The sequence below is a fragment of the Propionivibrio sp. genome (assembly GCF_049316945.1).
GTDB lineage: Bacteria > Pseudomonadota > Gammaproteobacteria > Burkholderiales > Rhodocyclaceae > Propionivibrio.
In genome coordinates this window covers 1-13357 of the sequence record NZ_JBMOJE010000050.1, presented here as the reverse complement: position 1 = coordinate 13357, position 13357 = coordinate 1, and the positions used below count along the sequence as shown (strand labels likewise).

Here is a 13357-nt window from a genome sequence, read left to right as displayed (position 1 = left end):
GTATTCCTTCAGGTCAGCTTCAATTTGCTTGCAAAGCACGGATAAGAACCACACTCCACACGCCAGCAATAGGGAACCGATGATTCGATGGCGGAAGTTCGCCATCGATCCAAAAATCATTGACTACGCCGCATTCACATTTCAATTTTCGGCTCTCACTTTGCCGGACTCCATCGAAACCACACTCAAAGCAGTGGTAAGTGATAGTCATCGCCGCGTCGGAGGGCACGTTCATCTCATAAGAAAAGTACATCTTCCCATTTCCGAGTGCAGCAACTTGCAACTTATCCCATTTATATGGCAGCAAACTAAATTCCGTGGGCATCGCAGTACGGTTATCCAGCACCCAAGTCTGCCCATTTAGATCAGCAAGTAGGACAGCGTGATAGGTTCCCGTTTCATCCCAGCACAGAGCCAGTCGTAATGCAGAAGTAGGCCAGCCTAGCTTCCACAGTTCATTGAACTTGGCGGTAGCGTAGGAATCACAATCACCTTCGAAGAGAATAGGCTTCCAGTCGTCAACGGGTTCCGAAGCGTAGGGCAGCGCATTGAAGCGGGAATTGACGCTGCGCAACTGGTCGTAATTCATCTTGGACAACTCGATAATTCAGGGTGTTCGGCACAGAGTTTCAGGTAGCCCGCCGGGGGGTAGGCAGAGATACCTGTCCCCTCGAAATGTTGCGCAGATTCACACCCTGAAACCAGCGCAATACTCACGCCAATAATCAGGAGGGCGAACATAAGGGCGTAGTTCTTCCCAGCCCAAGCGCCACTTTGCGCTCACGCCCCCATGCTCGGCAGTCTTCAACAAATGCGTTGTACGCTTCGAATTCGGCGCTTGGGGCGGTGCGCAGCAGCTTGATTTCGTCGCTGGTCGAGTACTCCTCGGCAATCTTCTCGGCAACCTGATGCCGGATCAGGCGGACCTGCGGCGAGGCGTTGGCTATCGCTACACGCAACCCTAAATCAAGCGTGACGGTCACGATACTTGCTGCAATCTCAACCGGCTGATCTCCGGGCAATACCGCGTCATCCGGAAGGCTGACGTAAGTCGTTCCGTCGATGGTGGCCAGCTCAGTGCCAATCCGCGAGCTGCCCTCGCCTTCAGGCAGTCGCAGTTCGCGGGTGACTTGCGCGTCGATATGTTTCTGGTAGCTGATGATTTTTGCCATTTTGATGCTCCTTGAAGTAGCGCAGCAGGTGCTGCAGGGAATGGGTCTTACGGGCGTGGCCGAGGACGGAGACGGCGCTGTCCATGGCGCCTTGTTTTACGGCGTTGCGAAAGGTGTAAATGCTGTGGCGACGAATGAAGCGCTTGCTTGACCAGGTGCGGTAGCCGACAAAGTTGATTCCGCGTGTGACCGTCGCCAGGGTGAAGCGCGACAGCTCCAGGTGCAGTTTGTCGGTGATGAATTCGACGATGCGCGCCTTGGCTGCGATCAGCTCCTGGCGCGTTAAACCAAAGAGAATGAAGTCGTCGACATAGCGGCAGTAGTTCTTGGCGCCAATCTCGCGCTTGATGAAGTGATCGAGCGGGTTAAGGTAGATTAGCGCGTAAAGCTGGCTGAGCAGGTTGCCGATCGGGATGCCGACCGGCTCGCCATGGTCGGCGAACTGCATCAGCAGATCAACGAAACGGCGATCCTTGATCTTGCGCTCGATCAGCGTGCGCAGAACATCGCGGTCAATGCGGTAGAAGAATTTGCGGATGTCCAGCTTTAACGTGTAGCTGCCGGCCGGGCAGGCTTGCAGGGCGGCCTGGGCATAGTCGGCGGCTTTGTGCGTGCCCTTGCCGGTACGGCAGGCGAAGGACTGGTCGATAAAGCCCCGGTCGAAGATCGGGCCGACCACGGCATAGGCGGCGTGCTGTACGACCAGGTCTCGAAAGGCCGGGGCATAGATGCGCCGGGGCTTGGGCTCGTAGACCATGAAGCTGTAATAGGGTCGAGGCGTGTAGCGGCCCTCGGCCAGCTCGCTGTGCAAGGTGTCGAGGTTGCTGGCCAGGTGTTTTTCAAACAGGAAACAGGCGCGCTTGCCGTGCTTGTGGCGCGCGGCGGCATGAAAGGCGGCGAGTAGTGCCGCCGGGGTAAAGGTGAGGTCGTACAGGTAGCCGATGCGCTTCATGACGCCTGGCCTTCGAGACGGAAAGCCGCCCTACCAGAAAGGCGGAAGCCGGCCGATTTCGCCGGGGTTGCCGTGGTGCTGGCGACCCCGCGCCGGAAAGCGTCTCCCTGAATTCCACTATGGCCAAGGATCAGCCTTTGAGGGGGTGAAATTGAGTCCGCGCGGCAACCCACGTTGTTGTTCGTGTTGCCCCGCACATTGTTGAGATTCAACATCCAGAGCCCGGCGTTCGAGGCGTTGTTCCAGTTGCCGCCGGAGATCGGGCACATGTTAAGACGCTTCCCGTTGTTCGATTGCTTTGCGATCGGCGACGATCCAGCCGCCGATCATGCGGCCAAGCTCGTCTATCAGGCGCGATAACGCCAGATAACGGTGCTCGGCCAGTTCTTCGCGGGATCTGTCCGCTTTCTTTCCGTTGCTGAATTCAAAATACCCCATCTCATACGCCAGGCGCACCAGCATGCGCAACTGCTCATGGCGTACATCGAGATTGGTCAGTGTTGTTTTCTTCTGATAACGCTTTTGGGCCTCGACGATAAAGGCATACACCTCATAGGCCGTGCGCCGGATCTCCAGCGCCAGTCCGTACTTCTCGTGAGCCGGGAAGTGGTTGAGGTGGATATTCATCAGCTTGGCCAGAGCGATGAACTTCTGGTCCAACCTGGCTTCGTCGTGAAGTCCCATAAGGTCAAGTCCTCGCTATCGCTCAGACTACAAATAACAGGCCGCGCGGCAACCCACGCTGCTGTGCGCGTTGCCCCGCACATGGTAGAGATGCAACATCCAGAGCCCGGCGGCCGAGGCGTCGCCCCAGTTGCCGCCGGAGAGCGGGAACATTTCGTTCGGATTGTAGTCGTACAGTTGGTCATTGCCGAAGGCGTTGCTGCCGCCGACGCCGCCGACCAGTGGGATGCCCATCCCGGCTGCATTCCACGGCGTTCCGGATACCGACTCGCTGAGTACCTGCGTGGCGCTGCCAAACGTCGTTAAGCGATTGGCGCCTGTGGCCCAGAGCGCGCCATAGGTAGCGCCGATGTTGTCGTACTGCGCGGCCAGCCCGGTGGCTCCCCACAAGTCCGTTGCCAGCGTGTTGCCGCCGGTGACGTTCTTCATGGCGACCGATGTTTTTAGCAGGTAGTAGCTAGTGGCGTCCGAGGTGATGCCGGGGGTGACGCCGTAGATATTGCCGTTGTCGTCGCAGATGCCGGAGTTTTGGCCGTTGTGCGTGGTCCGTGCAAACAGGTTGGCGCTGCCGGTCTTTGCGCAGCCGGTGGCTGAGCCGTCGGCGACGTAGAGGATCGCGGCGTCTTGCGCATCGCCCAGGGCGTTGTTGTTGCAGCCTTTGGGGAAATTGTTGGTGGCGTGATACCAGGCGCAGTAAGTGGTGTTGCTGCTGGCTTGCGCATGCGCCAGGGCCAGCAAGGCAATGGCCGCAGACATGAAGCGCGGGGTAACGAAGAAGTTGGCGCCACGGGTTTTGCAGACGGCGATTGCGCCGCCATGGGTGTTTGACGGTGCGCCAGCCAGCGAGGCGAATGCAGTATTAGCGATGCCGCCACGAATGGCGCTGGATAACGGGATGCCGTTACGCAACGAGGAGGCGATTCCGCCGTTGTTGCTGGCCGCGTATTTGTCACGGAAGAAGCCCGGCTGCACCGCGCCACCGTCGTAAAACGCCCGGTGCAGCGCGTAACCCGCGGCATTGGCAGTGGCGACATCGGCGTATTCGGAAAACGCCTTGATGGTCACGATGTTGATCGCGTTGCCGTTGGCCCCGGTACCGTACTTGTAATAAAACGCCGGAATCCAGACCATGACCGATCCGTCGCTGTACTGGTAGTTGCCGTAGTTGTCCGAGGCCGGGTCTTGGTAGCCGAATAAGCCGCCGAATCCTGCGGGTAACGGGCCGGGGCAGATGCCGACACCGAAGCCTTGCTGCCCGGCCAGGCCGATGTTATTGACCGTCCCGGCTTGCGCCGAACCGATCTTGATGCCGTTGGGGAAGGCGACCGGCTGACCGTCTTTGCCAGCGATTTCGCGCACGATTAGTTTGCTCATTACAGAATGCTCCAGATTGAATTGTCGTTAAGGGTGACGGTGGTTCCTTCAGCAATCGCCAAAGGGCCGGTGGATGCGGCGTTGTAGCCGGAGGGGATGGTGAGATTTTCGGTGATCGTCGAGGGGTTCATGCGTACGGGCGAGGCGGGAATATCCCCACTGCCAAGCAGCGATACGCCTCCTACTGTCTTGATGCTGGTTCCTGATACGAGTGCGGCTTGTGCGCCGAGACTAGACAGTGTGGGGAGGATTTGATCTCCGGTGTTGTCGCCTGACAGAACGGTGACGCCTAACTTGGCTTTGATCGTAGCGAGTGTTTCGTCCCCCGAGTTCGGCCCATTAGCAAAACCGGTTCCAACTGCGTAAGTACCTGCTGGCTGTTTTGATGTCCAGGACGCCTTCTCCGCATCGGTGACAAAACGATTTGACGCATCCTGCGTGATAACCGACGCGGCATGATTCGCTGGGTGAATGTACGTCACGCCCGTCCATGAAATCGGAGACGTTCCCGCGACAACCCACAACGTGCTGTCGCTCAGTTGCAACGCAAGTTTTCCAACATCACCCGCCACAAGCCCGCTTGCGGCCTCCCGCGCCGTGGCGTCTGCGTAGATGTAGCTAAACGGGCCATGCCGGTCGGCGGGAAGTATGTTCACATGTAACATCAGTACACCTCGTTCATTACTACATCGCCGCTATCAACGAATACGATCTGCGGATCGCCGCCATTACGGACGCTCACTGGTTCCTTCCACGTTCTCACCCCAGAGGCGCCAGAGACACCCGGCAGGGTATCGCCAATCGGAAGAACGCGAACCCGCCCATCAACTAATACCAAAGGGCGATGTTCAGCCATTACGAGAGAATCACGCCGTCGGTCGCTTCAAACGACAAGCTCGTCGCCTCGGTAGCACGACCAAGGTACTGCACGACACTGGCGCTCGCCGACGGCGGGGTTGCAGTCAGTTCGCCGGCAATGGTTCCCGACAGGTAATATCGAGCGCCTACGGTGAGCGCCGTCAGTGAGGTGTTGCGGCCTTCAAAATAGACACTTGCGGATTGGCCTGACAGAACAGCGGCCAGAACGAAACCGTCCGCTTCCTTGCCGACCGCTGAGGCATCTGCCTTGCGAACGCCGCCGACGTGAATATTGACGAAGTTACCTGCGCTCAAGTCTTCCGTTGCAACAATTGACAGGACATCGGCGGTAACACCCGGTGGCATCATTGTCTGATCAATACGTCCGTCTGAACCTGTGCGGATCAGCTTTGAAGCATCCGTTGCGCCGGTTGTGGCAGCAACGGACTCGATTAAAATCTCTTGCAGACGACCGGACTGGAGTGCGATGACTTTCTGTGGTTGAGCCATTGTGGTTCCTTTAAGCTATGAAAACCGGTGTTTGCCGGGTGAGGGAAATAGTATTTGCAGCGCTTGCCAGCGCTACGACGGCGCTCGCCCCGGTAACGGGAGGTATCTGGGTCAACGTCCCGAGCGGGCCGGCATAAATCGGCAAGCCAATGCGCCAGTTCCAGCTCGACTCGACGACCGTTCCACTAAGCGCCACGTCCAGGTACGCCCCGACGACAGCGGCGTGCGTCGACAACCCGAGCATCTTGTCCAGGTCGTCGAACTCCGCGTAGCGTGCCCGGTTATTTTCACCGAGTACGACAAGGCGATGCCCCGACAGCGGCACGCCGGCAATCCACATTGCACGCCCAGCAATCCGGTACTCAAGGCTGGCCGGGTCAGTTGATCCGTCGACGCCCACTTTTGCTTGCAGCGCTTCAATCGCGTCGTTCGCGTTGGCGTGCTGTGCCGCGTGCCCCGTCATGAGGTCGCCGCTGACCGGGTTGGTCAGCACATCGAGCGCGGTGGGGAATAGCGTGGTCATCGCTCAATATCCGTCTTGCTGTTCGATGTCGGTTTGCAGCGTGTTCAGTTGCAAGGTCGTTACGGCGCAGTCGTTGAGCGCTGCATCGTTTCCGGTAAAAGGTACTGGCTGGGGGCCGGAATCATCAGGGCTGATGGAGGCCGATAGACGGAGGCCGGAACAATCACGGGGCTGTTGCTGCACCCCGCACTTACCAGCAGCAATGCAGCGCTTAAAGACTTCACCAGCTTTGATAGATAGCGCGAGTTGCTGCGATTTTTCACGATACGCATTTGCTGTCTCCGTTCTGCGTTTGTTTGCGTCGTCGATCTGCTGCTGAATGATCTGCTGCTGCTCGATCCTGTAGTTCGCCAGTTCGAGCTTGGCGTTGCTCAGGCGAGCGGTCTGGACCCCCCAAGCCGCAACGAGCAGGGCAATGACCACGTAGGGTCCGAACTTGATTAGGAGCAAGGGGTTCATTGCAGTTTCCTTCCCTGCTCGTAGGTTTCCCGTTCGTCCATCGCGTTGTGGATAACCAGTTCGTCGTCAACACAAGGATTGCACCAGCACGTATCGCTGTCCGTGGTATGTGGTTTCAGGTCGTCGACCGGGTAGATGTGCGTTTTCATATGTGTTTACTTTCCTGCATGATCTTGAAGGCCCATCCGGCTAAAAGGGTGGCAGGGCCGGTCACAGCAACGATGATTGCTGCAATTTCCAATCCATCGCGGGGGTTGCCCATGGCAAACTGCTTGGCCCACAACTGGCAATCCACAAGCATCCACATTGCGATTGACACAATCGAAGTGCTGCGTACCCGATGCCTGTTGAGCCATGATTCAATCTCCATCATCCGAACACTCGACTCAGTACGACCACGACGCATATCAGTAGCATTGGCACCATGACGCTCAGTGCCGCAAACCCCATCACGTCGAAGATCAGTTCCATCGCTATCACCCGAACACGTCGTGAAGCATTAGCCCGATACCGACCAACCCGGCAGCACAGATGAACCCGAGGGCCATGTACGCCATGAAGTCGATGGTCAGTTTCATTACGCCCGCTTTACCGTGATGAACACTTTCTTGGCGGCGATGCGCGCTTTACCCATCTCAGCAACGATGTCGGCAAGAACGCCCGCGCACCCAGAGACGCCATCGAGCGTCCGCCACGCACCGACTGCCACACAGCCGAGGAGTTCTTCGGCGTGGTTCGCTTTGTGGATTTCGACATATGAGTACCCATCGACGCCGTGGAACAATGGCACCCGCCCATGCTTCGGGCTGTTATACATCGTCAGTTCATAGCGCCCGGTCGGGATCGCTGTCCTGCCGTACATCTTGCCGTTGCCGTCTTCGAGGTGGCGGTCCTGATCTTCGAGCGTGAAGCAGACTTGCTCGTCGCCCTCGGAAAAGTACAAGCGGCCAAGCGTGAAGCCCTCGCGGCCATTGCGCGGCTCGGAGAATATTTCACGAACAAGAACCCATTCAGCCGGGGCAGTATTAAGTGGGGCGGGAGCGAACATGGTCATTTGTCGGCCTTTGCATCAAGTTTGTTTTCGATCTTGTCGAGCTTGACGAAGATGGCGCTGGTCATTCGCTCGAAGTCGTCCTTCTTGATATAGCTGTCGGCCATCATCAAGCGCACTGCGTGCACCTGCGCTGCCAGTTCCACGTCGGCTTTCTGCAATTCTCGTAGCCCTTCCCAGATGATCTTCAGGATGAAGGCGAAGGCCGCGCCGGAGCCGGCGATGATCGCGTTGATGATTGTCTGGTCCATCACGTTGTTACCTCTTTGGAGAGCGTGACCTTGCCAGTCACCAGCGCAGTTACGACAGGTTCCACATCGTTCGAGACGGCCTCGAAGTCGAAGACGCCCTTGCTCCAGTTCGCGGCGGCGAGTACCGAGGCAGCGATGGTGCGCTTGAAGGTCTTGCGAGATGTGTCGATGGTGATGCCGCCATTCTCGGTGGTCAGACTCAGCAGCACCGTGCCGCCCACTTTGTCCTTTATGTCCTGCCTGGCCGTGATGCCGGTCAGATCGACGGGAGTGTTCCACTGCACGAAGCCGCCGGAAATCCATGCCTTGAAGTCGGCCCCGTTGATCTCGTTCAATTCTACGGAGGTAGCGCCGAGTACAGTTGCCTCGTGGTACTCGGCATCCTTGATCTTTTCCGGGTCGGCCACGTTGAGTGCAGTCATGCCCTTGACGCCAACAATGCAGACCGGCCAGCCATCCGGCAAGCCCGTTGTATCGATGGCGATGATCGGCGCGCCGGTAGCCACCGAGATTCCTGTGATGGCGCGGCGCACGATGGGGCTTGAAGACCAGCGAATGATGTCGGTGAAGGTCTTGCCCTGAACCAGCGCGATGTCTTTGATTACTGACATATTTCACCTGCTCACATTTAATGAACCAATGGTGGCAGGAACAGCCAGCATTTTTCTCTGCTAAAACGGAGTCATAACCACCACGCGTTGCTGCTTCCCTTTGTGCTTTCTCAGCACATTCGCGGTTTGCCGGGGGCCGAACGCTTGCTCAAACGCTCCCAGTGCCCTGACTGCCCCTTGCGGGTCGAAAGCATCGGCATCCTGAACGCTGTAGGCGCGGTACTTCACCCAATCAATCAGCTTTTGGTGGTGCTGCGTCCTGATTTCAGGCGTGTCGGTATCGCTTTCCATGGCCGACAGCGGAAGTCGCACAACGGTCATCAGCACAACATCGTCGGCTTTCGGGTAGTCGTACAAAACAAAGTTGGATTCAGTCAGCGTCCAGCCGGCAACTGGATAGGTCGTATTGCTTTCAAGGCACGCCTCAAGCACATCAAGCACTGACTCATGCAACGGATAGCGCTTGTTTGCGGTATCAATGTCGATACTTGTCGCCACGCTGGAACTGTCCTCGATCAACCTGGCTCGAATACACGCCTCTTGCTCTGCTTCGTTGATGGTGCTGGTTAGCCATTCGTCAGACCAGAACGTGGGTTTCTCCACGTCGCACAGCACAACGCGAGATTCAGCAATGAGTTCGCCCAGGTTCATGATTACGCCAACTTGATTTCAGCGGCTTCGGCTTGCACTTTCGACCAAGCGGTTTCGAGGTCTGCCGCATCGACAGAGAATCCGACGACCTTGCCAAGAACCTTGCGATTGGGCAGGCCGGTGCTTACGAAGTCGTTGGGGTTATCCACCAGCATCGTCTTGACGCCTTCGACAATCGCCGCAATAGTCGCCTCGTGATCCGGCTTGATGACGTTCTGTTCCAAGGCTTTTCCATCGTCTTCCATGGGTACCGCACCGTTCAGCACAGCGGCCTTGAAAAACTCTGAAGGAACGTCGCGGCCTTCTGGCGGGATGCGAATTCCTGTGCCGTTGGTCAGTGATACGCAGATCGGTTCGTCTGTAGGCGATTTCAGTTTCATTGCTACCTCTAGTCTAGTCAAATGGAAGTAGGGGAGCCGGGGCCCCCCTTTGTTTGCTTCTTAGTCTTGCGAATACTCAGAGCGGCCGACCTGGACATAATCAACACGAAGCTGAACTTGACCGGTTGAAGGCGCCGTACCAACGCCAGTCCATGTGACGAAAATATCGCCAGACGCACTTGAGGTTGTTCCCGGCGTCAAATAGCCAGTAGGAACAAGCGCTGCCGTGCCGGCGACCGCAACGCTGGACTCCGACAGATAGCGCGTTGCCAAACCAGCATCGCCAACAGACAGAACGTCCGAAGTGACCGAGTTGAACGCCGTGCGCGTGACGATGGCGCCACCAATAACGATGCAATTCGGCGGCATGGACACTGCAGCTTGCGCAACGCCTGACTTGCCGAGAACATCGGCCACGTTGATCGTAACCAGAGCAGAAAGAATTTCCTGCCGGTTAATGTCTTTTGTAATTGCCATTTTTGATACTCCTTAAAGGGAGGGGGCCATTTGCCGCCCTCCTTTTTGGTTTGTTAAAGGGTGAAGTCCAGCGCCATCAGGCCGAAGTCCTGCACGGTGTTGTTATCCGAGCGGGATTTGTAGCGTGGCTTGAGCAGGCCGGTGTACATGCCGATGGTGATCTTGTCCTTGGCATCGTCGTCGTCCTTGCCTTCGTACCAAGTGTGGTTGCCCCACAGATCGGCGAAAGCCAGCGATTGGCAACCCATCAACAGCGAACGGGTACCATCAACCGCGCCGCCAGAACCCCACTTGCTGCCCGAAGCCAGACCCGCCGTGTTATAGACGCGGTTGTTGGTGTGGATAATCAGGCCATCAATGGTGACAGTTGCGCCGGACAGAACCGGATTGGCGTCGCCGCGATTGCTGCCTTGCGTAACGGCATCGCGGAAGTCAGCATCTTTCTTCAGACGGGCAAAGGTCTTCGGGTGCATCAGCCAGACATAGTGATCTTTGCCATCGATGCGCAACGGCTTCAAGCCACGGGTCTTGGCTTCGGCCATGGCATCAACCGCCGTGCCGTACTTGGGAACGTAGGACGTGGTGATGGTTGAGGTATCGCCAGCCACCAGGTTGGTACCGTTTCCGGCAAACCAGCGATTGCTCGTCGGTGCGGTAACGTCAGCGGCAAAGTCAAGATCAAGCAGCGAGTCCTGAGCACCTGCAGCACGCAGGGAGCCGTTGGTCATGCGGTCATAACCGATGCCGGAAGCGGTCAGGATGAACAACTCTTCAAGCAAGTTGGCCTTCCAGTACGCCAGACGGTCACGCGCTTCTTCGCGGAAGGAGAGAACAGAGCGCTGGTCATCGACACGACCCTTGGACTTCACGCCGTTACGCAGTTGGTCGGTATGAATCTCGATCCAGTTGGCGTCAAGCGCTTCGTAACGACCGGCGATGTCATTGTCGCCGACGATGCCGGTACCCTGAAGATCAGAGACCAGACCAATCAGAGCGCGATCGCCTTTTTCAGTGCGCTTGAGTTCGGTGACGAGTTGAACGATGTTGTTCTCGTCCGTTCCCATGAACTTGGTGAAGAAGAAATTCTCACGGAAAACACGGATAGATTCTTTTACCCATGCCTGTTTTTGTACGGGCTGCTGTGCGCCCAGAGCGGTATAAGCCATTATGGCCTCCTATAAGTAACGAAAATGCTGCTATCGCTGGCTTACGTGCCAACACACGCCTCGAATACCGCTTCAAGGTCGCGGGGGTCACAGAATGACGGTCTGAGAACCGGGGCGTTTACCGCCTACCCATGGCGGAATCGGTGATACGCTCACCGAGGCGGCTGCTTAAAGGGCGCAGCAACCCTTGCTACTCAGTTCAGCAGGGTGGCGCGATCATCTTTTGAAAGCTTTTCCCACTGAGCCTGTGTTTCAACCTTCATAAGCGGCGGATTGGTTCGATTGCCTACCCCGGCGACTTGTGACGGTGCTTGTTGCTTCGATTCGTTGGCGTTACGTGCCAGTGCGGCTTGTTTCCGTGTGTCCGGCTTGGTCACTGGCGCTACTGGCGCTGCATTAGCGTACTGCGGAGCAATCTTGTTCGTAGCCTTGGCCAGTGCCGCAGCGGGCGCCTCGCCTTTTGCGATGTAGAAGTCGCGCCATTCAACGACCTCGGCAATCGCCTCTGGATTGGCATCGGGTGAATTGCTATCAAGGAACGGGAACGCTTCAAGCGCTTGAGCCACCGTCGCATTAACCTCAGACAGGATGGTCTTTTGCGCATTAGCCTGTTCTGTAGCATCACGTTCTTGCTGCATCATCGCAAATGCGGCCTGTTTTGAACGAGACTCGCGGATTTCTTCGCGCTTCAGCTTCAGTTCCACTGCCTTGTCGCGGTCGCCCTCGATCATGGCGTCGTATTCCTGCCGCGCCAGTTCAGCCAGTTCTGCCGACACGTCGGTATCTGTTGCTGTTTGAACTACAGGCGATTGAACGGTCTTGGAGGCGTTCAATTCGGAGCGCAGACGCTCGACTTCTTCCAGGTTGGCGCGGTACTTGGCATTGACCTCATCGAACCGGGCGCGCGGAATGACTTGCTCCCGCTCTGGCTCGGCCTTTGCTGCGGGGGTTTCGGCTTCTGGCGCGTCATCAACGGGTTCATCCGCTACTTCTTGCGCCTGATCTTCGATCACTGCGTCGTCAGCGATTCCGCCGAGTTCTTCGGTAGTTGCTGGAGTGTCGATGTCATCAAATGTCATTGCCTAATCCTTAGAGTTGTACGATAGGATTTGTTATACAGTCAACAGCCAGCATTTTTTTTGGACATGAGAAAGGATGTGGGGATAAGTTGAGCGTATATACAATCTGCTTGAACAAAAGCCTTAACGCAGCTACAATTTGGAATGGTCACTTTCGACGAATCAAAACGCCAAGCCAACATAACCAAACATGGAATTGATCTGGCCGACGTTGAAACAGCGTTTGATTACCCTTTGCTGACCACCGAGGATGACCGCGTAGCTTACGGAGAGCAGCGCCTTGAAAGCATTGCATGGCTTAATGGGCGTGTGGTCGTACTGTTATGGACTGAGCGCGAATCCGGGGCGCATGTTTTCTCCTGCCGAAATGCCGACAAAAGCAAAAGCCGAAAATACGCCGACTTCATTTCCAAAAACTGAGGAAGAATGGGCTGCGGTTATTGATGCCGCCCCTGACGGCGACTCAGCAAACTCGATAGACTGGAGCAAAGCCATCCTGACTCATGGTGGAGGCGTAGATTCCACCATTGCAGAATTACGCATCTTGCGCGGCCAGCGTGGAGCACAGAAGATGCCGCGCAAGGTTCCTACTGCGTTGAGGCTATCTCCGGAGGTGGTTGAATTCTTCCGATCTACTGGCCCAGGTTGGCAGACAAGAGTGGATGCTGCGCTGCGTGAGTACGTCAAAACGCATTCTGCGTAGCAATCATCATGGAACCCACCATGCAATACGCAATAATCATCATTTCACTTCCCGAAAAATCCTCTGCAAGACTGAAATTGCAATCATCGCTAGATGCTCTGACCACTCAATTAAGCTCCACAGAAGGAAGTGAAGCGTTAGCCTAAAATGTGTTCCTATTGCCTTTGTTGAGCGGATCGTCTCAGCTTTTGAACGCTCTAAGCACGCTTGGTCTATTGGGCGTGAAACATAAAATTGCAATTCTTCAAGAAAAGCCGACATTTGTTGTCTCATAATGGGTTTCCGAGCGAGATACCGTTGAGCATTCCGCTCATGCGGCCTTGAACAGTTCAGATTGGCTTGGCGATGCGATGGCGGCTTCTATGCGGGCTCTGGCTATCTCCATGTACTCGCTTGAAATCTCGCAGCCAATGAAGTTGCGCCCGGCGAGAACGGCCATCTTTCCAGTCGTGCCGC

The 13357-nt window shown here is 56.5% G+C and carries 24 protein-coding genes; 2 read left to right on the top strand and 22 right to left on the bottom strand.

Annotation, left to right across the window (positions count from 1 at the left end; translation table 11 throughout):
* Positions 1–19: 19 nt before the first annotated feature.
* The 21 genes from ACOYNV_RS12775 to ACOYNV_RS12675 all read right to left on the bottom strand — a co-directional run bounded on the left by ACOYNV_RS12775 (position 20) and on the right by ACOYNV_RS12675 (position 12198).
* Entirely contained in the window at positions 20–589 is a 570-nt protein-coding gene (locus ACOYNV_RS12775; protein ID WP_422900165.1) for a transglutaminase-like cysteine peptidase, read from the bottom strand.
* A 136-nt stretch (positions 590–725) separates the two neighbouring features.
* On the bottom strand, positions 726–1172 hold the full coding sequence (locus tag ACOYNV_RS12770; RefSeq protein ID WP_422900164.1) for a hypothetical protein: 447 nt from the start codon (positions 1170–1172) through the stop codon (positions 726–728).
* Positions 1105–2124, bottom strand: a complete 1020-nt coding sequence (locus ACOYNV_RS12765) for a reverse transcriptase domain-containing protein (RefSeq protein ID WP_422900163.1) — start codon at positions 2122–2124, stop codon at positions 1105–1107. The genes ACOYNV_RS12770 and ACOYNV_RS12765 overlap by 68 nt, the downstream gene beginning before the upstream one ends.
* Positions 2121–2393 (bottom strand): hypothetical protein, encoded by a 273-nt coding sequence (locus ACOYNV_RS12760; RefSeq protein WP_422900162.1) that lies wholly within the window; start codon positions 2391–2393, stop codon positions 2121–2123. Before ACOYNV_RS12760 ends, ACOYNV_RS12765 begins: the two co-directional genes overlap by 4 nt.
* 1 nt (position 2394) lies before the next feature.
* On the bottom strand, positions 2395–2808 hold the full coding sequence (locus ACOYNV_RS12755; RefSeq protein ID WP_422900161.1) for a four helix bundle protein: 414 nt from the start codon (positions 2806–2808) through the stop codon (positions 2395–2397).
* Between the two features lie 27 nt (positions 2809–2835).
* Positions 2836–4182: a hypothetical protein gene (locus ACOYNV_RS12750; protein ID WP_422900160.1), complete on the bottom strand. Its 1347-nt coding sequence runs from the start codon at positions 4180–4182 to the stop codon at positions 2836–2838.
* Entirely contained in the window at positions 4182–4847 is a 666-nt protein-coding gene (locus ACOYNV_RS12745; RefSeq protein ID WP_422900159.1) for a hypothetical protein, read from the bottom strand. Before ACOYNV_RS12745 ends, ACOYNV_RS12750 begins: the two co-directional genes overlap by 1 nt.
* Entirely contained in the window at positions 4847–5038 is a 192-nt protein-coding gene (locus ACOYNV_RS12740) for a hypothetical protein (protein WP_422900158.1), read from the bottom strand. The genes ACOYNV_RS12745 and ACOYNV_RS12740 overlap by 1 nt, the downstream gene beginning before the upstream one ends.
* Entirely contained in the window at positions 5038–5550 is a 513-nt protein-coding gene (locus ACOYNV_RS12735; protein WP_422900157.1) for a hypothetical protein, read from the bottom strand. The genes ACOYNV_RS12740 and ACOYNV_RS12735 overlap by 1 nt, the downstream gene beginning before the upstream one ends.
* 10 nt (positions 5551–5560) lie before the next feature.
* The gene (locus tag ACOYNV_RS12730; protein WP_422900156.1) at positions 5561–6073 is read right to left on the bottom strand and encodes a hypothetical protein; all 513 of its coding nucleotides are present in this window, start codon (positions 6071–6073) and stop codon (positions 5561–5563) included.
* 3 nt (positions 6074–6076) lie between these two features.
* On the bottom strand, positions 6077–6532 hold the full coding sequence (locus tag ACOYNV_RS12725) for a hypothetical protein (protein ID WP_422900155.1): 456 nt from the start codon (positions 6530–6532) through the stop codon (positions 6077–6079).
* Positions 6529–6681: a hypothetical protein gene (locus ACOYNV_RS12720; RefSeq protein WP_422900154.1), complete on the bottom strand. Its 153-nt coding sequence runs from the start codon at positions 6679–6681 to the stop codon at positions 6529–6531. Before ACOYNV_RS12720 ends, ACOYNV_RS12725 begins: the two co-directional genes overlap by 4 nt.
* Entirely contained in the window at positions 6678–6905 is a 228-nt protein-coding gene (locus ACOYNV_RS12715; protein ID WP_422900153.1) for a hypothetical protein, read from the bottom strand. Before ACOYNV_RS12715 ends, ACOYNV_RS12720 begins: the two co-directional genes overlap by 4 nt.
* Positions 6906–7109: 204 nt before the next feature.
* On the bottom strand, positions 7110–7586 hold the full coding sequence (locus ACOYNV_RS12710) for a DUF5675 family protein (RefSeq protein ID WP_422900152.1): 477 nt from the start codon (positions 7584–7586) through the stop codon (positions 7110–7112).
* Positions 7583–7834 (bottom strand): hypothetical protein, encoded by a 252-nt coding sequence (locus tag ACOYNV_RS12705; RefSeq protein WP_422900151.1) that lies wholly within the window; start codon positions 7832–7834, stop codon positions 7583–7585. The genes ACOYNV_RS12710 and ACOYNV_RS12705 overlap by 4 nt, the downstream gene beginning before the upstream one ends.
* On the bottom strand, positions 7834–8445 hold the full coding sequence (locus tag ACOYNV_RS12700) for a hypothetical protein (RefSeq protein ID WP_422900150.1): 612 nt from the start codon (positions 8443–8445) through the stop codon (positions 7834–7836). Before ACOYNV_RS12700 ends, ACOYNV_RS12705 begins: the two co-directional genes overlap by 1 nt.
* A gap of 60 nt (positions 8446–8505) precedes the next feature.
* Positions 8506–9096 (bottom strand): hypothetical protein, encoded by a 591-nt coding sequence (locus ACOYNV_RS12695; protein ID WP_422900149.1) that lies wholly within the window; start codon positions 9094–9096, stop codon positions 8506–8508.
* A 2-nt stretch (positions 9097–9098) separates the two neighbouring features.
* Positions 9099–9476 (bottom strand): hypothetical protein, encoded by a 378-nt coding sequence (locus ACOYNV_RS12690; RefSeq protein WP_422900148.1) that lies wholly within the window; start codon positions 9474–9476, stop codon positions 9099–9101.
* A 60-nt stretch (positions 9477–9536) separates the two neighbouring features.
* Entirely contained in the window at positions 9537–9953 is a 417-nt protein-coding gene (locus ACOYNV_RS12685; RefSeq protein WP_422900147.1) for a hypothetical protein, read from the bottom strand.
* A gap of 53 nt (positions 9954–10006) precedes the next feature.
* On the bottom strand, positions 10007–11119 hold the full coding sequence (locus ACOYNV_RS12680; RefSeq protein ID WP_422900146.1) for a DUF4043 family protein: 1113 nt from the start codon (positions 11117–11119) through the stop codon (positions 10007–10009).
* 194 nt (positions 11120–11313) lie between these two features.
* Positions 11314–12198, bottom strand: coding sequence for a hypothetical protein (locus tag ACOYNV_RS12675; RefSeq protein WP_422900145.1), 885 nt, complete (start codon positions 12196–12198; stop codon positions 11314–11316).
* Between the two features lie 144 nt (positions 12199–12342).
* Here ACOYNV_RS12675 and ACOYNV_RS12670 point away from each other — a divergent pair, with 144 nt between their 5' ends.
* Entirely contained in the window at positions 12343–12618 is a 276-nt protein-coding gene (locus tag ACOYNV_RS12670; protein WP_422900144.1) for a BrnT family toxin, read from the top strand.
* Positions 12500–12901 carry a BrnA antitoxin family protein gene (locus ACOYNV_RS12665; RefSeq protein ID WP_422900181.1) on the top strand — a complete coding sequence of 134 codons (402 nt, stop codon included), beginning with the start codon at positions 12500–12502 and terminating at the stop codon, positions 12899–12901. The genes ACOYNV_RS12670 and ACOYNV_RS12665 overlap by 119 nt, the downstream gene beginning before the upstream one ends.
* Before the next feature lie 310 nt (positions 12902–13211).
* On the opposite strand, the gene ACOYNV_RS12660 is transcribed toward ACOYNV_RS12665, so the two are convergent.
* Positions 13212–13357 (bottom strand): DNA methyltransferase (locus tag ACOYNV_RS12660; protein ID WP_422900180.1); only part of this gene is annotated, 146 nt, incomplete at its 5' end.